The sequence below is a fragment of the Pseudomonas oleovorans subsp. oleovorans genome (assembly GCF_002197815.1).
Taxonomy (GTDB): Bacteria; Pseudomonadota; Gammaproteobacteria; order Pseudomonadales; family Pseudomonadaceae; genus Aquipseudomonas; species Aquipseudomonas oleovorans.
Window position 1 is genome coordinate 1 of sequence record NZ_NIUB01000001.1, and the last position, 20,432, is coordinate 20,432.

Annotated in this window: 24 protein-coding genes and 1 pseudogene; 12 read left to right on the forward strand and 13 right to left on the reverse strand. The window is 63.6% G+C overall.

Going from position 1 to position 20,432, the window contains the following annotated elements:
* Positions 1-175: 175 nt before the first annotated feature.
* The 3 genes from PSOLE_RS00005 to PSOLE_RS00015 form a co-directional block, all read right to left on the reverse strand.
* Positions 176-958 (reverse strand): phasin family protein, encoded by a 783-nt coding sequence (locus PSOLE_RS00005; RefSeq protein WP_074855247.1) that lies wholly within the window; start codon positions 956-958, stop codon positions 176-178.
* Between the two features lie 10 nt (positions 959-968).
* Entirely contained in the window at positions 969-1,415 is a 447-nt protein-coding gene (locus tag PSOLE_RS00010; protein WP_017678523.1) for a phasin family protein, read from the reverse strand.
* A gap of 171 nt (positions 1,416-1,586) precedes the next feature.
* On the reverse strand, positions 1,587-1,862 hold the full coding sequence (locus PSOLE_RS00015) for a polyhydroxyalkanoic acid system family protein (RefSeq protein ID WP_017678522.1): 276 nt from the start codon (positions 1,860-1,862) through the stop codon (positions 1,587-1,589).
* Between the two features lie 147 nt (positions 1,863-2,009).
* On the opposite strand from PSOLE_RS00015, the gene ubiE reads away from it, so the two are divergent.
* From ubiE to PSOLE_RS00060, 9 genes are all read left to right on the forward strand, one after another.
* Positions 2,010-2,780 (forward strand): bifunctional demethylmenaquinone methyltransferase/2-methoxy-6-polyprenyl-1,4-benzoquinol methylase UbiE, encoded by a 771-nt coding sequence (ubiE, locus tag PSOLE_RS00020; protein ID WP_017678521.1) that lies wholly within the window; start codon positions 2,010-2,012, stop codon positions 2,778-2,780.
* A complete protein-coding gene (locus tag PSOLE_RS00025) occupies positions 2,780-3,397 on the forward strand; it encodes a ubiquinone biosynthesis accessory factor UbiJ (RefSeq protein WP_003458974.1) in 618 nt (205 codons plus the stop codon). The genes ubiE and PSOLE_RS00025 overlap by 1 nt, the downstream gene beginning before the upstream one ends.
* Positions 3,394-4,977, forward strand: coding sequence for a ubiquinone biosynthesis regulatory protein kinase UbiB (gene ubiB / locus PSOLE_RS00030; RefSeq protein WP_074855246.1), 1,584 nt, complete (start codon positions 3,394-3,396; stop codon positions 4,975-4,977). The genes PSOLE_RS00025 and ubiB overlap by 4 nt, the downstream gene beginning before the upstream one ends.
* A gap of 73 nt (positions 4,978-5,050) precedes the next feature.
* Complete coding sequence (hisI, locus tag PSOLE_RS00035) at positions 5,051-5,449, forward strand: phosphoribosyl-AMP cyclohydrolase (protein ID WP_074855245.1); 399 nt, start codon at positions 5,051-5,053, stop codon at positions 5,447-5,449.
* A complete protein-coding gene (locus PSOLE_RS00040) occupies positions 5,442-5,777 on the forward strand; it encodes a phosphoribosyl-ATP diphosphatase (RefSeq protein ID WP_074855244.1) in 336 nt (111 codons plus the stop codon). Before hisI ends, PSOLE_RS00040 begins: the two co-directional genes overlap by 8 nt.
* Positions 5,778-5,800: 23 nt before the next feature.
* Positions 5,801-6,034, forward strand: a complete 234-nt coding sequence (tatA, locus tag PSOLE_RS00045) for a twin-arginine translocase TatA/TatE family subunit (RefSeq protein ID WP_011920744.1) — start codon at positions 5,801-5,803, stop codon at positions 6,032-6,034.
* Between the two features lie 3 nt (positions 6,035-6,037).
* Positions 6,038-6,382, forward strand: a complete 345-nt coding sequence (tatB, locus tag PSOLE_RS00050; protein ID WP_074855243.1) for a Sec-independent protein translocase protein TatB — start codon at positions 6,038-6,040, stop codon at positions 6,380-6,382.
* Positions 6,379-7,173: a twin-arginine translocase subunit TatC gene (gene tatC / locus PSOLE_RS00055; RefSeq protein ID WP_074855242.1), complete on the forward strand. Its 795-nt coding sequence runs from the start codon at positions 6,379-6,381 to the stop codon at positions 7,171-7,173. The genes tatB and tatC overlap by 4 nt, the downstream gene beginning before the upstream one ends.
* Complete coding sequence (locus PSOLE_RS00060; protein ID WP_074855241.1) at positions 7,170-7,880, forward strand: 16S rRNA (uracil(1498)-N(3))-methyltransferase; 711 nt, start codon at positions 7,170-7,172, stop codon at positions 7,878-7,880. The genes tatC and PSOLE_RS00060 overlap by 4 nt, the downstream gene beginning before the upstream one ends.
* A 92-nt stretch (positions 7,881-7,972) precedes the next feature.
* Here the strand turns inward: PSOLE_RS00060 and dtd are convergent, their stop codons facing one another.
* Together dtd and pip are read right to left on the reverse strand one after the other, a co-directional pair.
* The gene (gene dtd / locus PSOLE_RS00065; protein ID WP_074855240.1) at positions 7,973-8,410 is read right to left on the reverse strand and encodes a D-aminoacyl-tRNA deacylase; all 438 of its coding nucleotides are present in this window, start codon (positions 8,408-8,410) and stop codon (positions 7,973-7,975) included.
* On the reverse strand, positions 8,407-9,378 hold the full coding sequence (gene pip / locus PSOLE_RS00070) for a prolyl aminopeptidase (protein WP_074855239.1): 972 nt from the start codon (positions 9,376-9,378) through the stop codon (positions 8,407-8,409). Before pip ends, dtd begins: the two co-directional genes overlap by 4 nt.
* Before the next feature lie 79 nt (positions 9,379-9,457).
* Between pip and PSOLE_RS00075 the strand changes: the two genes are divergently transcribed.
* A complete protein-coding gene (locus PSOLE_RS00075) occupies positions 9,458-9,895 on the forward strand; it encodes a hypothetical protein (protein WP_003458963.1) in 438 nt (145 codons plus the stop codon).
* 153 nt (positions 9,896-10,048) lie between these two features.
* Here the strand turns inward: PSOLE_RS00075 and PSOLE_RS00080 are convergent, their stop codons facing one another.
* The 8 genes and pseudogenes from PSOLE_RS00080 to PSOLE_RS00115 form a co-directional block, all read right to left on the reverse strand.
* A complete protein-coding gene (locus tag PSOLE_RS00080) occupies positions 10,049-10,591 on the reverse strand; it encodes a lipocalin family protein (RefSeq protein WP_003458961.1) in 543 nt (180 codons plus the stop codon).
* A gap of 12 nt (positions 10,592-10,603) precedes the next feature.
* Entirely contained in the window at positions 10,604-10,855 is a 252-nt protein-coding gene (bamE, locus tag PSOLE_RS00085; protein WP_024306606.1) for an outer membrane protein assembly factor BamE domain-containing protein, read from the reverse strand.
* Between the two features lie 69 nt (positions 10,856-10,924).
* On the reverse strand, positions 10,925-11,509 hold the full coding sequence (locus PSOLE_RS00090; protein ID WP_074855238.1) for a DUF924 family protein: 585 nt from the start codon (positions 11,507-11,509) through the stop codon (positions 10,925-10,927).
* Complete coding sequence (locus PSOLE_RS00095; RefSeq protein WP_074855237.1) at positions 11,509-12,516, reverse strand: class 1 fructose-bisphosphatase; 1,008 nt, start codon at positions 12,514-12,516, stop codon at positions 11,509-11,511. The genes PSOLE_RS00090 and PSOLE_RS00095 overlap by 1 nt, the downstream gene beginning before the upstream one ends.
* 35 nt (positions 12,517-12,551) lie before the next feature.
* Positions 12,552-13,208, reverse strand: a pseudogene (locus tag PSOLE_RS00100) (GGDEF domain-containing protein); the annotation flags it as partial.
* The gene (locus tag PSOLE_RS00105) at positions 13,154-13,381 is read right to left on the reverse strand and encodes a histidine kinase N-terminal 7TM domain-containing protein (RefSeq protein WP_158212576.1); all 228 of its coding nucleotides are present in this window, start codon (positions 13,379-13,381) and stop codon (positions 13,154-13,156) included. The pseudogene PSOLE_RS00100 and the gene PSOLE_RS00105, both read right to left, overlap by 55 nt.
* 198 nt (positions 13,382-13,579) lie before the next feature.
* Complete coding sequence (locus PSOLE_RS00110; RefSeq protein WP_074855235.1) at positions 13,580-14,923, reverse strand: DUF3999 domain-containing protein; 1,344 nt, start codon at positions 14,921-14,923, stop codon at positions 13,580-13,582.
* On the reverse strand, positions 14,920-18,519 hold the full coding sequence (locus PSOLE_RS00115) for a DUF2339 domain-containing protein (protein ID WP_074855234.1): 3,600 nt from the start codon (positions 18,517-18,519) through the stop codon (positions 14,920-14,922). Before PSOLE_RS00115 ends, PSOLE_RS00110 begins: the two co-directional genes overlap by 4 nt.
* A 261-nt stretch (positions 18,520-18,780) precedes the next feature.
* Here PSOLE_RS00115 and PSOLE_RS00120 point away from each other — a divergent pair, with 261 nt between their 5' ends.
* Both PSOLE_RS00120 and PSOLE_RS00125 read left to right on the forward strand, forming a co-directional pair.
* Entirely contained in the window at positions 18,781-19,176 is a 396-nt protein-coding gene (locus tag PSOLE_RS00120) for a YkgJ family cysteine cluster protein (RefSeq protein WP_074855233.1), read from the forward strand.
* A 154-nt stretch (positions 19,177-19,330) separates the two neighbouring features.
* Complete coding sequence (locus PSOLE_RS00125; RefSeq protein WP_074855232.1) at positions 19,331-20,308, forward strand: dipeptidase; 978 nt, start codon at positions 19,331-19,333, stop codon at positions 20,306-20,308.
* Positions 20,309-20,432: the final 124 nt, after the last annotated feature.

Here is a 20,432-nt window from a genome sequence, read left to right on the forward strand (position 1 = left end):
CCCTTGCCTCTGGCTAACACTTCCCCTTGCCGGGTGTGTAGAGGACTTTCACCTCCAAGTCGTCCAGTCCACCACCACAGTGAACCGAACAGCGCCAGTCACGGCGCTACGCGCCATGCCTGGCGCACAACGAAAACGCCCGGCACTAGGCCGGGCGTTTTCAGTCCCGAGAAACTCAGGACGGGGTGGCTGGAGTTGCCGGGGTGGCAGCCGGAGCCGGTGCAGCGGCCGGCGTTGCAGCGGCGGCCGGAGCCGGTGCAGCCGGTTTCGGCGCAACTGCCTTGGGTGCTGCCGGTTTCTTCGCAGCCGGCTTCTTCGCTGTAGCAGGCTTAGCTGCAGGCTTGGCAGCGGGTTTCGCTGCGGCCTTGGCTGCCGGTTTCGCCGCAGGTTTAGCTGCCGGCTTGGCGGCTGTAGGTTTCGCGGCAGCCGGTTTGGCAGCGGCCTTGGCGGCCGGCTTCGCAGCAGGCTTGGCGGCAGCCTTCGCGGCAGGTTTGGGCGCAGCTTTGGCAGCAGGCTTGGCGACCGACTTGGCCGATACGCCAGTGATTTTCTCCAGCTGCTTGGTCAGGCTGTCGACCTTGTCATTCAATGCCTTGACCTCGTTGCGGCTGGGTACGCCCAGACGCGAGATGGCATTGTTCAGACGCTTGTCGAACGCCTCTTCCAGCTCGCTCCACTTGCCAATTGCCTTGTCCTTGACCTCATCGACCTTGGACTTGGCGGAGCCGACCTTGGAACCAACGCCGGCTTTCACCGCGCCAACCTGTTTGTCGACTTCGCTCTTGGCCTGCTTTTCAGCCTTCTCGCCGTCCTTGACCAGCGCGTCGAACAGCTTGGTGCCGTCCTTGCTGACCTTGGAATAAGCGCCCAAGCCTGCCAACCAGATCTGACGCGAGTATTTCTCGACCTCGCCGATCCAGGAGCTGGTCTGTTTCTCGGTTTTCTTCTTAACAGCCATCCTGATCTCCTTATTTGGTACGCGCGACATGCTCGAGCAACGCGCTCAGCTCATCCAGCTTAGCAGAGAGTGCTTCAACATCCTGCTTGGACGGAATGCCGATACGGTTCAGAGCGGAAGCCACACGAGTATCGAAAGCCTTCTCGATCTTGTCGAGCTGAACTTCGACCTTGCCTTTAACACTGGTGACATTGCTATTGACCGACTGCTTGACCGATTCGATCTGGCTGTTGGCGGCTTCTACCTGCTCGTCGACCAGCTTCTTGCCTTTGCTTTCGACGCCTTCACCGGCCTTGACCAGCTCTTTGAAGTATTCGGCCCCCTCGACACCCGCCTTGGCGTAAGCGCCCAGGCCAGCGAGGTAGATCTTGCGGGCATAGCCCTTCACGTCGTCGAACAGACCGGCTTTGTCTTCGACCACGGCTTCTACTTTTTTCTTCACGGCAACTTTCGACATGGTGCACCTCACGCGCTTTGACAGTTAGCGGAAACGCCCACGGAATGCAGGCTTGGGTACACCCTAAGGAGAAAAATTAGAAATCGCATACTAGGAACAGGCGACAGCATGCATGTTCAATGCGACCCAATGGCGGCGGGCACAGCGCACCCTACTGGCTTGCCGCTGCTCTCAGGCCAGCGATTTGTCCAGCACCTGCTCGATCTCGCGCTGGATCATGCCGCCCATGGGCGACAGCAACAGCCCGAGCTTGAGCTCCACACGCACAGTGTCTTCACCCACCGCGATACTGCCGTCGGCACCGCTGCGCTTGAACTCCAGGGTGTCGCCGTTCCAGCGATAGCGCACGTCGTACTCGCTGGCCAGGCGCTCGGCCAGTCGTTCGGCCTTCTCGCGGGCGGCCTCGCGACCGAGGGAATGGGATCGTTCGACACGAATACGGGACATGGCAACTCCTTGAACTGGCGGCGTGCCGCACGGCTGCGGCATGAGGTCACATCACTCTACCAGCCCATCGGGCGAGCGGGCACCCAGGCAAGACAAAGGCGCCAGGCGCCTTTAGAATGGTGCGGTTTTCTACCCGGTGAGAGCGACATGAGCGATCCACGCAAGGCCCAGGAGCAGGAACCCACCACCCACTTCGGTTTCCAGGATGTGCCGGAAAGCCAGAAGGCGGAAAAAGTGGCCGAAGTCTTTCACTCGGTGGCGGCCAAGTACGACCTGATGAACGACGTGCTGTCCGGTGGCCTGCATCGTCTGTGGAAGCGCTTCACCATCGAACTGTCCGGCGTGCGCACCGGCAACCGCGTGCTGGACATCGCTGGCGGCACCGGTGACCTGACCCGCAAGTTTTCCAGCATCGTCGGTCCGACCGGGCAAGTGGTGCTGGCCGACATCAACGACTCGATGCTCAAGGTCGGTCGCGACCGCCTGCTGGACAAAGGCGTGGCCGGCAACGTGCAGTTCGTCCAGGCCGATGCCGAGAAGCTGCCGTTCCCCGACAACCACTTCGACGTGGTCACCATCGCCTTCGGCCTGCGCAACGTCACCCACAAGGAAGACGCCCTGCGCTCGATGCTGCGCGTGCTCAAACCCGGCGGTCGCCTGCTGGTGCTGGAGTTCTCCAAGCCTGGCAACCCGCTGCTGGCCAAGGTCTACGACACCTACTCATTCAGCTTCATGCCGCTGGCCGGCAAGTTGATCACCAATGACTCGGAAAGCTACCGCTACCTGGCCGAGTCGATCCGCATGCACCCGGATCAGGAAACCCTCAAGGCGATGATGGTCGACGCCGGCTTCGAGCGCGTCACCTACCACAACATGACTGGCGGCATCGTCGCCCTGCATCGCGGCATCAAGCCTTAATGCTCATCACGGGCTTGCTGGCGGGCGTCGAGGCGGGCCTCAACCGCGCCCTGCGCCTCGATGGCACGGCGTTGCCGCGTCTGCAGGCACTGAGTGGCAAGGTCATCGCCATGCAGTGCCAGAACCCGGCACTGGAGCTGTTCATCCTGCCCAGTGGTGATGGCCTGCAACTCGCCGCACAGTGGCATGCACCCGCCGACTGCACGCTCACCGCACCTGCCGCCAGCCTGGTGCGCCTGGCCCTGAGCCGCGAGAAAACCGCCATCCTGCACCGCCCGGAAGTGTCGCTCGATGGCGACAGCGCGGTGCTGCTGCAACTCGCCGGCATCCTCCAGGATCTGGAGCTGGACTGGGAATACGAAATCTCGCGCTGGCTCGGCCCGGTGGCCACTACCCTGCTCGCCGGTCACCTGCGCAGCCGGGTCAATCTCGCCAGCCACGGCGCCGCCAGCCTCAAGCAGAATCTGGCCGACTACCTGGCCGAAGAATCACGCACCCTGGTGGGCCAGCGCGAAGCCGATGCGCGTTTCGCCGAGCTGGATCAACTCAAACTCGCCCTCGACCGCCTGGAAGCACGCATCGAGCGCCTCACTTCTGCCAATAAGTCCGACGCATGAAGCTGCTTGCCGTTCGCCGCCTGTTGCGCATCCAGCGCGTAGTCATCCGCTATCAACTGGACGAGATGCTCTTCGAGCTACCGCTGCCATTCTGGCTGCGCGCGCTGTCCTGCCTGCTGCCCTGGCGCTGGCTGCCGCGCAAGCCGCTGGAGCTGTCGCGCGGCGCACGCCTGCGTCTGGCGCTGGAAGACCTGGGGCCGATCTTCATCAAGTTCGGCCAACTGCTGTCCACCCGCCGCGACCTGCTGCCGCCGGATATCGCCGATGAGCTGGCGCGCCTGCAGGATCAGGTACCGCCCTTCCCGGAAGATCAGGCCATCGCCCTGATCGAAGCCCAGCTTGGCGCCCCGGTGAGCGAGCTGTTCGCCCGCTTCGACAGCCAGCCCCTGGCCTCGGCCTCGGTGGCTCAGGTGCATGCCGCGCAGCTGAAAAGCGGCGAGCAGGTGGTGGTCAAGGTGGTGCGCCCTGGCCTCAAGCCGGTGATTCGCCAGGATCTGGCCTGGCTGTTCCTGATCGCCCGTATCGCCGAGAAAGCCTCGGCCGATGCCCGCCGCCTGCGCCCGGTGGAAGTGGTCAGCGACTACGAAAAAACCATCTTCGATGAACTTGATCTGCTGCGCGAAGCAGCCAACGCCAGCCAGCTGCGGCGCAACTTCGACGGCTCGCCACTGCTCTACGTACCGCAGGTGTACTGGGACCTGTGCCGCCACCAGGTGCTGGTAATGGAGCGCATCTACGGCATCCCGGTGACCGACCTGGCGACCCTGGCCGACCAGCGCACCGACATGAAACTTTTGGCCGAGCGCGGCGTGGAGATTTTCTTTACCCAGGTGTTCCGCGACAGCTTCTTCCACGCCGACATGCACCCCGGCAACATCTTCGTCAGCACCCGCACGCCGTGGAGCCCGCAGTACATCGCCATCGACTGCGGCATCATCGGCAGCCTCACCGACGAGGACCAGGACTACCTGGCGCGCAACCTGATCGCCTTCTTCAAGCGCGACTACCGCAAGGTCGCGCAGTTGCACATCGACTCGGGCTGGGTACCGGCCGACACCAAGGTCAACGAGTTCGAGGCGGCGATTCGCACCGTGTGCGAGCCGATCTTCGAGAAACCGCTGAAGGACATTTCCTTCGGCCAGTTGCTGCTGCGCCTGTTCCAGACCGCCCGGCGCTTCAACATGGAAGTGCAGCCGCAGCTGGTGCTGCTGCAGAAGACCCTGCTCAACATCGAAGGCCTCGGCCGTCAGCTCTACCCCGATCTGGATCTGTGGAGCACCGCGCAGCCCTTCCTCGAACGCTGGATGCGCGAGCGCATCAGCCCGTTGCACCTGCTGCGCAACCTGCAGCAACAAGCCGAGCAGGTACCGCACCTGTCACAGATCGCCCGCGACACCCTGGAGCGTCTGCAGCAGCCGGTACAGGTCCAGACCACTGCACCGCGCGATCACTGGCCACTGCGCCTGCTTGGCGCGGCACTGATCGGCGCCGGCGCCATGCAAGGCCTGGCACCACTGCTGGCCACCTGGCCAGCCTGGCTGATGGTCGGCGGCGGGCTCTATCTGATACTGCGCCGATAGCCAGTTGGCTGCGGCACTGGCACACTTGAGGAATTCACGGGCCGAGGCCCGACGCAACAGATACGGAATACCGATGAACGATTGGCTCGACGAAATCCACTGGAACGAAGACGGCCTGGTGCCGGCCATCGCCCAGGACTACCAGAGTGGCCGCATCCTGATGATGGCCTGGATGAACCGCGAATCCCTTGCGCTCACCGCCGCCGAGAATCGCGCCATCTACTGGTCGCGCTCGCGCGGCAAGCTGTGGCGCAAGGGCGAAGAGTCCGGCCATGTGCAGAAACTGCACGAACTGCGCCTGGACTGCGACGCCGATGTCATCGTACTGATGGTCGAGCAACTGGGCGGCATCGCCTGCCACACCGGGCGTGAGAGCTGCTTCTACCGCGTGTACGAGAACGGCGCCTGGAAAACCGTCGATGCCGTTTTGAAAGACCCGCACGCCATCTATGCAGGACATAGCCATGAGTGACACCCTGAGCCGCCTGGCCGACGTACTGGAAGCGCGTAAGGGTGCGGCACCCGACAGCTCCTACGTCGCCAGCCTGTATCACAAGGGCCTGAACAAGATTCTGGAAAAGGTCGGCGAGGAATCGGTGGAAACCATCCTCGCCGCCAAGGACGCCGCCGTCAGCGGTGACTGTCAGGACCTGATCTACGAAACTGCCGATCTGTGGTTCCACAGCCTGGTCATGCTTGCCGCTCTCGGCCAGCATCCGCAGGCCGTGCTGGACGAACTGGATCGTCGTTTCGGCCTCTCCGGCCACGCGGAAAAAGCCGCGCGACCGCAATCCGAATAAACCTTCATTACGGAGTACATATCATGGGTTTTGGCGGTATCAGCATCTGGCAACTCCTGATCATCCTGCTCATCGTGGTCATGTTGTTCGGCACCAAGCGCCTGAAGAGCCTGGGCTCGGACCTGGGCGACGCGATCAAGGGCTTCCGTAAATCGATGGACAATGGCGAAGCCGAGAAACCGGCAGTCGAAGAGCCCAAGGGCCAGACCATCGACGCCCAGGCACGCAAGGTCGAAGAGCCAGCGAAGAAAGACTAAGCCATGTTCGACATCGGTTTTACCGAACTGCTGCTGGTCGGTCTGGTGGCCCTGGTGGTGCTCGGCCCTGAGCGCCTGCCAGGCGCCGTGCGTACGGCCAGCCTGTGGATCGGCCGGATCAAGCGCAGCTTCAACTCGATCAAGGCCGAGGTAGAGCGCGAGATAGGCGCCGACGAGATTCGCCGCCAGTTGCATAACGAGCGGATTCTCGAACTCGAGCGGGAAATGCAGGCGATGAAGCAGGACATTCTCGGCACCGGCAAAAGCGACGATCCGCCAGTTGAGAACAGCGCCAAACCGACTGCCGACACGGCCCCGAGCGTTCAGGACAAGAATCCCCAGCCATGAGCAATAATCCACAAGCCGACCAGGAAATGCCTCTGGTCTCGCACCTGGCCGAGCTGCGTACTCGCCTGTTGCGCTGTGTAGTGATCATCGTGCTGATCTTCGCCGGCCTGTTCTACTTCGCTCAGGATATCTACGCCCTGGTCGCTGCGCCGTTACGCGCCTATCTGCCAGAAGGCGCGACGATGATCGCCACAGGGGTCGCCTCGCCGTTCCTGACGCCCTTCAAGCTGACCCTGATGTGTGCGTTGTTTCTCGGCATGCCGGTGATCCTGCACCAGATCTGGGGCTTCATCGCACCGGGGCTGTACACCCATGAGCGGCGCATCGCGGTGCCGCTGCTGATTTCGAGTATTTTCCTGTTCTATGCAGGCATGGCCTTCGCCTACTTCGTGGTGTTCCCGATCATGTTCGGCTTCTTCGCCAGCGTGACCCCGGAAGGCGTGGCGATGATGACCGACATCGGCCAGTACCTGGATTTCGTCCTGACGCTGTTCTTCGCCTTTGGCGTGGCCTTCGAAATCCCTATCGCTACCTTCCTGGTTATCTGGGTCGGCATTGTCGATGTCGCCACCCTGCGCAAGAGCCGACCCTATGTGATAGTCGGTTGCTTCGTGGTCGGCATGGTGCTGACGCCGCCGGACGTGTTCTCGCAGACCCTGTTGGCCGTGCCGATGTGGCTACTGTTCGAAGCCGGTGTACTGGCTGGCGCGCTGGTCAAGCGCAAGCGCGACCAGGAACAGAGCGAAGAAGAAGCCAAGCCCGAAGACCAACCTCCCGCACCACTGCCGTGAACCTGCTGCTACTGGAGGACGCCGACTTCGTCGGTGGCGAGCGGGTACGCCTCAGTGGCAGGCGCCTGAAACATCTACATGACGTGCATCGCGCCGAGACCGGTGATCGCCTGCGCGTCGGTCATCTTGGCGGGCTGATGGGCGAAGGTCGACTGATCGCCCTGGATGCCGAGCATGCCGAACTGCATGTCAGTCTCGACCAGCCGCCACCGGCCAAGCTACCGCTGACCCTGATCCTCGCCCTGCCCCGCCCGAAGATGCTCAAGCGCGTGCTGCAGACGGTCAGCGCCATGGGCGTGGCGCGCCTGGTATTGGTCAACAGCTACCGGGTGGAGAAGAGTTTCTGGCAGACACCGTTTCTCGAGGCCGAGGCCATTCGCGAACAGCTGATCCTCGGCCTGGAACAGGCGCGCGACACGGTGCTGCCCGAAGTGAGCATCGAGAAACGCTTCAAGCCCTTCGTCGAGGATCGCCTACCAGCCCTGGCAGCCGGCACACTTGGCCTGACCGGCCACCCCGGTGATTACCCGACCTGCCCGCGTGCAGTGCAGGAGGCCGTGACCCTGGCCATCGGCCCGGAAGGTGGCTGGATTCCCTACGAAGTCGATCTGCTGCGCGAAGCCGCAGGCCTGCAACCTGTGCAGTTGGGCGAACGCATCTTGCGGGTGGAGACGGCGGTGCCGGCATTGCTGGCCAGATTGTTCTAAACACGAACGATCAACCTGTAGGAGCGAGCTCTGCTCGCGAAGCGTTCGAGTCGCCAGCATTCGCGAGCAGAGCTCGCTCCCACAAGCTACCGCTATACCTCGAGCAGGAAGGTCACCGGCCCATCGTTGACCAGATGCACCTGCATATCCGCGCCAAAACGGCCGGTGGCGACCTGCGGATGCTGGGCTCTGGCCAGTTCGACCAGACCGTCGAACAGTGCAGCGCCCTGAACCGGTGAGGCAGCACTGGAAAAGCTCGGGCGCATGCCGCTCCTGGTATCGGCGGCCAGGGTGAATTGCGAAACCAGCAGCAGACCACCCTGCACATCCGTCAGCGAGCGATTCATCTTGCCAGCGTCATCGCTAAACACCCGATAGTTCAGCAACTTGTGCAGGGCGCGGGCCAGGCTGGCCTGATCGTCCTGCGGCTCGATGCCGACCAGCGCCAGCAGGCCCTGATCGATGCTGCCAACCACCTCACCTGCGACCTCCACCCGTGCACCGCTGACGCGCTGGATCAGCAGCTTCATGCATCCTCCGGCGGCAGGTCGAGCAGGCGCCGGGCCATCTGTTCGGCAGCGCGGATCAGCGCATCGGTGATACCCGGCTCGGCCGCCGAGTGGCCGGCGTCACGGATGATCTGCAGCTCGCTGTTGGGCCAGGCCTGATGCAACGCCCAGGCATTGTCCAACGGGCAGATAACGTCGTATCGGCCATGCACAATGATGCCCGGCAGATGCGCGATCTTCGGCATGTCACGGAGCAGCTGGTTAGGCTCGAGGAAGGCGTCGTTGACGAAGTAGTGGCACTCGATACGGGCGATGGACAGCGCCCGATGCGCCTCGCTGAAGCGCTCGACCACCTGAGTGTTCGGACGCAGGGTGGCAGTGCGCCCCTCCCAGGTCGACCAGGCCTTGGCCGCATGCATCTGGGCGATCTGGTCGGTACCCGTCAGGCGCTTGTAGAAGGCCTGCATCAGGTCGCCGCGCTCCTCGACCGGGATGGGCGCCACGTAATCCTCCCAGTAATCGGGGAACAGGCGGCTGGCGCCTTCCTGATAGAACCAGCTGAACTCCTGCGGCCGACACAGGAAGATGCCGCGCAGGATCAGTCCATGCACGCACTGCGGATGCGCCTGTGCATAGGCCAACGCCAGGGTCGAGCCCCAGGAGCCACCGAACAGCACGAACTTGTCGATGCCCAGATGCTCGCGAATACGCTCGATATCGGCGATCAGCGCCTGGGTGGTGTTGTTCTCCAGACTCGCGTGCGGCGTCGAACGACCACAGCCGCGCTGGTCGAAGGTGACGATGCGGTACAGGGCGGGATCGAAGTAACGGCGGCTGGCAGAATCGCAGCCGGCGCCGGGGCCGCCATGGATGAACAACACCGGCAACCCATCCGCAGAGCCGCTCTCGTCGATGTACAGCACGTGCGGTTGCTCGACCGCCAGTTCATGGCGAGCGTAGGGTTTAATCTCCGGGTACAAAGTCTGCATGGTTGGCTCCTGTTGGCTGGGCTACAACTGCCGTGTTCCACTCTGCCCGGCATCATAACCATGAAAAAGGAGTTTCAGCATGTCGATACGCTTTCTGGCCTGGCCCCTGGCGCTGTTTTTCGCCCTGCTGCTGGGCGGCTGCGGCGGCAAGGACGTCCCGCAGGCGGCGCTGGAGGCGGCCGTTCAGCAGTTGCAGGACAACATCGAGGCCAAGAGCACCGCTGCAGTGCTGGAGCAGTTGCATGGCGACTTCCTCGCCCGCCAGGAGCTGGACCGTGAATGGGCCAAGCGCACCATGACCCTGCTGTTCCTGCGCCACAAGAACATCAAGGTCATCGCACTGGGCAAGAACAGCTGGATCGATGCTGCGATCAGCAGCAAGGGCTATACCGAAGCTCAGGTAGGCCTGAGTGGCGCCGAGGGGTTGATCCCCGACAGCGCGCGGCACTATTCGGTGAAGCTGGAATGGTGGCTCGACGGCAGCGAATGGAAGCTGGCGCGCCTGGACTGGGAGTGAAAGCGTAGCCCGGCCCCCGCCTACGTAGGAGCCGGCTTGCCGGCGATCCCTCGATGTTCGCCAGCCGATCTGATCGCGAGCAAGCTCGCTCCTACAGGGGAGCGGGCCTAACGCACCCCGTTACGTAGCCGAGGCAAGCCAGCTATGGGTGTATCAATCGGCCTGACGCCAGATCAGGTCCGAGGTGACGTAACCCTGCTCACGCGCGACGCTGAGCAATTTATCGCGGGTTTCCTGATCCACCTCAGGGGTGCGCGCGAGCAGCCACAGGTACTTGTGCTCCGGGTGACCGACCAGCGCCACGCGATAGTCCTCGTCGTGGTAGATCACCCAATAGTCGCCCTTGATCGGCAGCAGCTTGCTGGCCCAGTTATCGAAGCGTACCCACAGCTTGTCGGTGCGCCCCTCGACCTGAGACTCGGCGACGCCCTTGGCCTCGATCCACTCACCGTCCTTGTCACGGCAGCGGTTGGTCACGTCGATGCGGCCATCGTCACGCAGACCGTAATGCGCTTCGGACTGCACGCAGTTGCGCTGGAAGAACATCGGCAGGCGCGCCAGCTCGTACCAGGTGCCCTGGTAGCGCTGCAGGTCGACCTGCATGGTCTGCGGTGGCGGTTTGGGGATGCTGCCGGTACCGGAATTGGCGCAGCCGGCCAGGGCGAGAATGGCGCTGGCGATTAGGATCGAACGCATGGAAGCTCCTGTTTACTTGAGTCCCTTGCCGGAGAACAGCATGACCTTGTCCCCGGCGTACTGGACACTGATATAGGCCTTGTCGTCGCCCCAGGTGCAACTGGTCATCCCCAGTGCGCCGGCACACTCACCGGGCGCGCCGAGCAGGCTTTCCACTTCCTGCTTGCTCATACCGGCCTTGAGCTTGGAGTAGTTTTCCTGATTGACCTTGCTGCAGGCAGCGAGCAGGCAACAGGCGAGCAACGCGACGATACGCATCGACATGGATGAAGCTCCTGATGGGAAGGTGCCAGCAAGCTTGGCATAGCCGGCGACGACTTGCCCGCTTGGAGTTCAGAAACGCGAGCCGGGTTCCCGCAGGAAGGCTTGCTCTTCGTCAGTGGAGGCGCGACCGAGAATCGCATTGCGATGAGGAAAGCGACCGAAACGGACAATCACCCGCTGATGACGCTCGGCAAAATCGAGGAAATCGGCGAACAATGGCCGCTCATCGACAGCGGCTTCGTTCAGCAGATCAGCAAACAGCTCGACCGCGCGGTCCTGCAAGGGCAGATCTTCGGCGTGCTCGAAGATCAGATAGGCAAACACCCGCTGGATCGGCGTCAGCCTACGATCCCAGCCACGCTCAAGCCCTTCCTGCAGCAATGGGCGAGCCCGGCTGTCGCCGGCAAAGGCCCGAGGCGTATCGCGAAAGATCATGCGCGGCAGCTGATCGAGCAGGATCAGCTGTGCCAGCCAAGCCTGCGGGTCATCCAGCCAATCCTTGAGATCGCCAGCCAGCGCCCGCTCGACCAGGGCGCCGAACCGCGCCTCTGCCTCACGGTCCTGGCTGTCGCGCTTGCCGAACCACAACCCCTGGCGTGCTGCGGCGACTTCGGCAGCGAACCACCAGTCGAGCAGCGGTTGCCAGGCGCTCATCAGTTGCGGTGGTAGGCGGTGATACGCAGCACTTCTTCCTTGGAACCGAGGAATACCGGCACGCGCTGGTGCAGGGAAGTGGGCTGGATATCGAGAATGCGCTGGTTACCGTCGGTCGCAGCGCCACCAGCCTGCTCGATGATCATCGACATCGGGTTGGCCTCGTACATCAGGCGCAGCTTGCCCGGTTTGTCCGGCTCACGGGCATCACGCGGGTACATGAACACACCACCGCGAGTGAGAATACGGTGCACGTCGGCCACCATCGAGGCGATCCAGCGCATGTTGTAGTTACGCCCCAGCGGCCCGGTTTCACCGGCCAGCAGCTCGGAGACGTAACGCTGCACCGGGGCTTCCCAGTGGCGCTGGTTGGACATGTTGATGGCGAATTCCTTGGTCGACTCTGGCACCTTGATGTTGTCGTGGGTGAGCACGAAGCTGCCGAGTTCACGATCCAGGGTGAAGCCCTTCACGCCATCGCCCAGGGTCAGCATCAGCATGGTCTGCGGGCCGTAGATGGCGTAGCCGGCAGCGACCTGCTGGGTGCCCGGCTGGAGGAAGGCGTCCTCGCCCAGGTCGCCGGTTTCACCGTTGCGCTCGGGGCAGCGCAGCACCGAGAAGATGGTGCCGACCGAGACGTTGACGTCGATATTGCTGGAGCCGTCCAGCGGGTCGAACACCAGCAGGTAGGCACCTTTGGGGTACTTGCCGGGGATCTGGTAGGCGTTGTCCATTTCCTCGGAGGCCATGCCGGCCAGGTGGCCGCCCCACTCGTTGGCTTCGAGGAGGATTTCGTTGGAGATCACGTCGAGCTTCTTCTGCACTTCGCCCTGCACGTTTTCGCTGTCCAGGCTGCCCAGCACGCCGCCGAGGGCGCCCTTGGACACCTGATGGCTGATCGCCTTGCAGGCCCGCGCCACGACTTCGATAAGGAAACGCAGGTCGGCCGGGGTGTTGTGGCTGCGAGTCTGCTCGATCAGGTAGCGGCTCAGGGTGACGCGGGACATGGACGGCTCCGGAAAGGGGAAAAATCGCGCGCAGTTTAACCCGAGTCGCCGCGCAATGCTGCCTGCCGGGATGGATGGCTGAGATCGGCGCCTGCCAGCAGCCAGCAAACACGATTGCGCCCGTCGCGTTTGGCCTGGTACAGCGCAGCGTCGGCAGCCTGCAGCAGCTCGTCGAGTGCCTGCCCCTGCTCAGGCCAATGGGCCAGGCCGGCAGACAGGGTCACGCGCTGGTCGCCGCCACGGGTGGCGACATCGCGAGTCGCCAGTTGCGCGCAGATGCTCTGCAGGCGCTCGCTGGCCTCGCGCGGATCGGCGCCCGGCAATATCAGCAGAAACTCTTCGCCGCCGATACGAAACACCGCATCGGTGCTGCGCAGGTTGTCCAGCAGGTGCTGCGCGACGGCCTTGAGTACGTCGTCGCCGACCAGGTGGCCACATTCGTCGTTGAGGCACTTGAAGTGATCGAGATCGATCAGGGCCATCGCCAGTGGCAGGTTCTCGCGCTATGCCCTGGCCAGCTCGCGCTCGAAGAACTCATCCAGATAACGACGGTTGTACAACCCGGTCAGCGGATCACACAGGGCCTGTTCGCGCAGTTGTTCATGCAGGCTGGAGATGGTGCGCAGGCGCTCCTCGCTCAGCGCCAGTGCTTCAGCCAGCTTGAGTTCACTGAGGTGGCGCTGAGGAAGGTCATTTCCAGCGCTGCAGTAACCATCCAGCAGAGGCTGGCCAGATGCAGCAGTATGAAACTCTCACCTCCGGGAAAGTCGCGCTGGCGGGTCACCCAGTGCGCCAGCAGGATCCCCCCCAGACACACCAGCAGCGTCACCATTACCGGTGCCGAGAAACTCCAGCCCGAAGCCATGCAGGCCTGCATCAGCGACGCCGCCGCATTCCCGGCGAGGCAGCACTTGAATCACGTACACACGCGACACAAGACGACTGGAAGATGACGCGAATCGAAATACACAAGGGCCTTCCTGACCTTCAATGCTGGAGTGGCGCGGGGTGCCTAGATACGGCAAAAGCCCTGCCGCAGCTGGGCTTTATTGGTCCATACCTCTCAGACGTCCGGCGGGCGGCGCAGCACACTGGCGGCCATCGCGGCCAGCAACACAACGCCCACTAACAGTACAACCCAGAGTCCCCAGCGCTGCCAGTCCTGGCCGGAGCCGGCTTGTGGCTCGAGCGCAGAGGCAAACGCCTCGGTCAACTCGGCACGGCCAAGACTGACAAGTCGCTCCGCCTGATAACCGGGGATCAGGGTGTGCAGTGGCAAGGCTGCCGACTGCGCGCTCGAGCTACCCAACGCCAGCCGATAAGGCGGCTCGCCACGGGCGAGAAACACCAGTTGCGTGGCACGCAGCGCGACCTGCAAGCGTGGCGTTTCCACACCCAAGCCGCCGCCACGGGCATCGACTTGCGCACGCAGTTGTTGCAGCGGCCAACCGGGCAGGGCCAATGCATCGTTGACAACTTCGCGCCCGGATTCGGGCAAGCGATAGAGCACCCCGCTGACCAGAGGACGCCAGGTGCCCTGATCGCTGCTACGCGCCTCGATACGCAGTGGCGCCAGGGTATTGCTCTGCTCCAGCGCGATACGCAGCCGTTCCAGAGGCAGGGCCAGCGGTAACTGCCACTGGTACAGCCCCTCAGCGCTGGTCTGCGCCGACATGGGCTCGGACCATACCAGCGGCGCAGCCTGATGAGCCTGCCGTTGACTGCGCAGGGTAACGGCCTGCAGTTGCGGGGCCTGGGCAGGATTGCGCCACAGCAGACGCAGATAACGGGCACGCTGCCCAGGCAGTTCGACCTGACGCTGATCGATACGCTCATCGGCGAAGCTCAGACGCGCCACCTGCCCGTCTCCCCAACTACGCCAGTGCTGCAGATCGTCACTGGCCTCGATGCTGAAACGCTGAAATCCTTCCTCTGCCCCGCTCCAGTCCAGATTCAGACGCACCAGCGGCGCATCGATGGCGCTGGCATCGAGCAACCAGCCGCGCAGTTGCTGCTCGCTTTTGGCCGGTGCATCGCCGCGAAGTTCGATCAGCGTGCCAGTGGTGCTGCGCTCGACGCGCAGCGCAGGCATTTCCTGGGCATCGGCGCGGCCCCGCAACGGAAACCAGCGCACACCATGCTCCTGTTCCTGCTGCACGGTCTCGCTATGCCCCGGAATCAACGCGTAGGCCTGCATCTGATCATTGCTGTCGAATACGCGTAGATCGCGCAAATCACCATGTCCGGCGGCGAGGTGAGCAGCGAAGGGCAGCTCAAGGCGATACCAGGGGCCCTCACCAGCGAGTTGCAGGGCAGCGCTGTGCCGATAGTCCTGAGGTGTCTCACTGGCCTGACTAAGTGCACTCAGCGACAACCCCAGGAGCAGGCCCCAACGGATGAGTTTCATACGGCAGACTCCTGTTCCTCAGCAGCCGACTTTTCGGCCTTGCGCGGCGGCAGCGGGGCGAAATAGCCCACCACCAGCAACAGCACACCGACCCCGATGAACGAGACGATGCGCTCCAGGCCACCACGGTTGCCCAGCTCGACGAAGAACAACTTGGCTACCACCAGGGCGATCAGCGCAGCACCTAACAGCCACAGCTCGCGGCGTACGCGTAGATGCCCAAAGAGCATCAGCGCCAGGGCGATCAGGGTCCAGACGATGGACAGCCCGGCCTGCACCAGCATCGAATCGAACAACGCTGACGTCTGCCAGGGCACACCACCCCAGTGGTGCGCGGTACGCATCACCGTCACCGTCAGCAGGGCAAACAGCGAAACACCTGCGACGCCCTGCACCACCGGCAGCACTCGCACCGGTGCCAGGCCGAAACGCGGCAGCGCATCACGTGCCCAGACAAACAGCGCGCCCAGACACAGCAGCAAACCCAACTCCAGTGGATTGAACAGCGGCAGATAAGGCAGCGGATCGCTATCACCGGCGCTATTGGCATTGGCCAGCCAGAACCAGGCGAGCATCAATGCTGCCAGCAGCGCCGCCGCCCAAAGCCGGTACTCACGGTCGAAACTGGCCACCGGCCAGGGCAGGCGACGCGACTGGGCCATGGCCCACAGATAGGCAGTAGGTATCAACGCCCAGCCCAACCAGCGCCAGGCGTTGTAGTGCTCGGACAGACTCAGCAGCAGATAACGCAGCTCCAACGCCAGCACGCCAAGCAACAACCAGCAACCGAGTACATGAGCGACGCTGGCGGCGGTGTTCGGTAGCAGCGCGCTCAAACGCCTCAGCATCAACAGATGCGCGGCGAGCACAGCGATCCAACCCAGCCAGCCATAGTTCGCCGCTGGGTGATACAGCGGATGCCAGGCATAGGCCAGAATCAGGCCTGCCACCGGTGCCAGCAGGCTGCATAGCACCGCCAACTCGCGCCAGCGGGTGCGTAACGCCAGCAGCATCCAGAGCAGCGCCGACAGCGCAGCCAGTACCAGCAACATGCTGGCCTGCATGTCGTCGCTCACGAAGCGCAGCACCTCACTGGCCAAAGCCAGGGCCCACCAGGCCGCCCCCCAGGCCAGCAACAGCTGGCCCAGGCGCTGCAGACTGAGGCCATCGATGCCCGTATTACGGCCGCTACGCGCCAGCCCCTGCAGGCACCAGGCGCCAATCTGCGCGGCCAGGCCGAGCACAGCGGGCGTCCAGAAGCCGGTGTGCGCCAGCGGCGACAAGCCCTCGCCACTGATACCCGACAGCAGCAACGGCCCAGCGGCAAGGAAGGCCAGGCCAGCGAAGACCTGCAGCGCCAAGCTGAACAGGAACGCCGCGCGCTGCTGCAGATACAGCGCCAGCCACAGAATCAGCAGGCCCGTGCCGCCCCACACAGCGGCAGCCGCCACCCAGGGCAGGACGAACAGCACCGCCAGGTTGATAAATACCAGGCCCACCAGCATCACCAGCGACAGGGCGCCGAGTAGGCGGCGATTCTCTCGAATCTGCGGATCACGCGCGGCCAGCAGCATGCCGGCGATCAGCCCCAGACCGACCATCGACGCCGCCAGCAAGCCAAACCAACCAGCGCTCAAGCCGCTGCGGCCAACCAGCGAATCCAGCGCCATCTGCCCGAGGAACAGCAGCCCGCCGAGCAACTGCACGGTGAATGCGCTGTAGACGAAGCTCGGCGCGGCGATGCGCAGGCCGACGAACAGCGTCGCCAGGCCGGCCAGCGCCCAGGCGATGGCGGTACCGGGGGCCTCGAACAGCAGCGGTGCGATCAGGTAGAGAAACGCCAGCCCGGCCAGGCCCAACCAGGGCAGCAGTCGGAGTTCCCAGGCGTTGGCCGCGCCAGGCATCGAGCGCGACTGCCAATAGCTGAACAGCAGCGCCGCACCGAGCATAAGCGCACCCAGCGGCGAGCCGTCGAGCAGGCTGTCGTAGCCGAAATCCAGCCCACTGACGAAGGCCAGCGCCGCGCCCACCTGCAGCAACAGGGCGAAGGCACGCGCTAGTGGCCGTCCCTGACGCAGACCAAGCCAATAAATGCCGGCGCCTTCCACGGCCCAGGCGGCCGCCGTCCAGCGCGCATCCAGGCCAAGCGGTATGGCCAGGCTGGCGAATACCACGCCGAGCGCCAGGCAGGTTTCCACCAGCAGCAACGCGCGTTCGCCGGCACGCGCCTTGAGCACGCGCGCCAACAGTAAATAGAACAGCCCCATGCCGAGCGCGCTGAAGGCAGCGGCGAACTCGATATGCCGCACCAGCGCCACCTGCAGGCCGAACCCCACCAGCGGCGGACCAAACAGCGTGGTGGCATCGACGTAATCGCCACGCCGTAGCGACCAGCGCAGCAATTCATCACGTGCCTCGGGCGCATCCGCCGCGTCACGCAGGGTGCAGCGGGCGAACAGCAAACCGATGGCCACGTACATCAGGAAGAACAGCAGCAGGAACGGTTCGGTGCTCCACAACAGGTCGGGCGTGTAGGAACGCAGGCCCCAGGCGAAACCGATACCGAAGGTGCCGACGAAGCCGATCAGGTTGAGCAGACGCCAAGCCTTGAACCAGGCGATGGCAAAGATGCCGGCGTTGAGCAGAGCGAAATAGGAGAACAGCGCGACATGGTTGCCGCTGCCGGTGGATGTGAGAATCGGCGCGGCGAAACCACCCAGCGCCGCTGCAGCCGCCAGGCCGAGGGCATTCTGCTGCACGGCGAGAATCGCCGAGAACAGCGTCACCGCCACCAGCAGGCCGAGCGCCATGCCCGGATCGAGCAGTGGATGCAGGCGCATCGCGGCGAACACCGTCAGGTACAGCACGGCGATGCCGGTGCCCTGCAGCACCAGGGCGTAGTTGCGATTGCGTCGGCGCAACCACCAGCCCAGGCCAAGCAACGCCAGGGCGCTGGCCGCAACACCCATGTAACGCAACTCTACCGGTACCTCGACACCTTCGGTGGCGTAGCGCAGGAGGAAGGCCAGGCCGAGAAACAGCAGTACCACGCCGACTCGCAGCACGGTGTTGCCGCCGAACAGCCAAGCCTTGGCCGCGGCGATGCCACGCTCGATCAGGTTCGGTTCACGCGGCGCTTGCTCGCGCCAGGGGCTTTGCTGCGCTGCCGGTTGCGGCTGGTGAGCGACCTGAGCAGCCAGTGGCGCAGGTTCTGCGACAGGCTGCGATGTTTCGATTTCAGGCAGCGGATCAAGTGTCCAGTCCAGCTCGGGCTCTTCAGCAACGACCGGCTCGGGCTGGGCCTCGGGCACGGAACTGGCGACAGGGTCAGCAGACGCGGGAACCGGCTCAGGTTCGCTTCGCTCGCCCTGCTCGACCTTGACCAGGCGCTCGTGGATGGCACGAGTTCCGCGATCAAAGCGCTCGGCGAAGTCCTTGAGCTGCGCAGTCAGTTGCGCATTACGCGTCTCCAGCCCTTGCAGACGCAGCGCCTGGCCCAGGCTGAGGCCGATCAGACCGCCAAGAAGCGCACCCGTGACCGATTCGCTGACGCCCACGCCGAGCACCAAACCGACCAGCATGAAAATCCATTGCATGCGTTATGTCCCAATCCTGAGAAAGAAGTCGCCTCACGTTCCTGCTGGCCGCCCGAGACGAGCCACAGTATAGGAGCCGCGCCGACCCACACCCAGAGAGACGACTGCCAAGCCGTTCACAGGCACAACGCAAAGCGATCAGCCGCCAGCCGGTGCTTCACAAACTCCCCGCGCCCGCTATCATCGCCGCCCCGTGACCGTAGGGCGGACTCGGGAGCGAAGCGAACAGTCCGCCGCACAAGACAGGCCTACCCGAGCATCATGATAAAAACCCGCCTGATAGCCGCTGCAGAGATCGACCGCCTGGAAACCTGGGCCAAATACACGGCAGACATGTGCCATAGCTGCATGTCCACCTGCTGCACCATGCCTGTTGAGGTGCGCCTGAATGACCTGATCCGCCTGGAGCTGGTGGACGAGTTTGAGCGCAGCGAACCGCCGAAGAACATCGCCAAGCGTCTGCAGAAGGACGGCATCGTCGAGCGCTTCAACCAGAAGTCGGGCATCTTCACCCTGATCCGCATGTCCAATAACGACTGCCTGTTCCTCGATCGCAAGACGCGGCTGTGCACCGTCTACGACAAGCGCCCGGACACCTGTCGTCATCACCCCAAGGTCGGTCCACGACCGGGGTATTGCGCGTACAAACCGAAATGACCCCCGGCTCGTGACGTATCCGTTCACGACCTCCATTTGACGCTTTCGGCAAACCCCCAGTCGTTTTTGCACCGGGTCGCCCTGCCCCCCAGGGATAAGCTCTCCCCAAAGCGCCGACGACCGACTCGGCGCATCTGTTTAGGGGACAAGCCTGATGAGCCCAGCCGAATTGCACGCCGACAGCATCGTCATCGACGGTCTGATCATCGCCAAGTGGAACCGCGAGTTGTTCGAGGACATGCGCAAGGGTGGCCTGACTGCGGCCAACTGCACCGTGTCCGTATGGGAAGGGTTCCAGGCCACGGTGAACAACATCGTCGCCAGCAATAACCTGATCCGCGAGAACAGCGACCTGGTCATCCCGGTGCGCACCACCGCCGACATCCGCAAGGCCAAGGAGCAGGGCAAGACTGGCATCCTTTACGGCTTCCAGAACGCCCATGCGTTCGAAGATCAGATCGGTTACGTCGAGGTGTTCAAGCAGCTCGGCGTGGGTATCGTGCAGCTGTGCTACAACACCCAGAACCTGGTCGGTACCGGCTGCTACGAGCGCGACGGAGGCCTGTCCGGCTTCGGCCGCGAGATCGTCGCCGAGATGAACCGTGTCGGCATCATGTGCGACCTGTCCCACGTCGGCTCCAAGACCAGTGAGGAAGTCATCCTCGAATCGAAAAAGCCGGTCTGCTATTCCCACTGCCTGCCCTCGGGCCTGAAAGAACATCCGCGCAACAAGTCCGATGCCGAGCTGAAGTTCATCGCCGACCACGGCGGTTTCGTCGGCGTGACCATGTTCGCGCCGTTCCTGGCCAAGGGCATCGACTCGACCATCGACGATTACGCCGAGGCGATCGAGTACGTGATGAACATCGTCGGCGAAGACGCCATCGGCATCGGCACCGATTTCACCCAGGGCCACGGCAAGGACTTCTTCGAGTGGCTGACCCACGACAAGGGCTACGCCCGCCGCCTGACCAACTTCGGCAAGATCGTCAACCCGCTAGGCATCCGCACCGTCGGCGAGTTCCCCAACCTCACCGAGACCCTGCTCAAGCGCGGCATGCCCGAGCGCGTGGTACGCAAGGTCATGGGCGAGAACTGGGTGCGCGTATTGAAGGACGTCTGGGGCGAGTAAGCCTTTCCAACCACGCCCTCTCCCCCGGCCCCTCTCCCATAAATGGGAGAGGGGAGCAAAGCGGCCGGCATGCACTTGAAGCTGTGCATGCACGGACAGCCCCCTCTCCCGCTTGCGGGAGAGG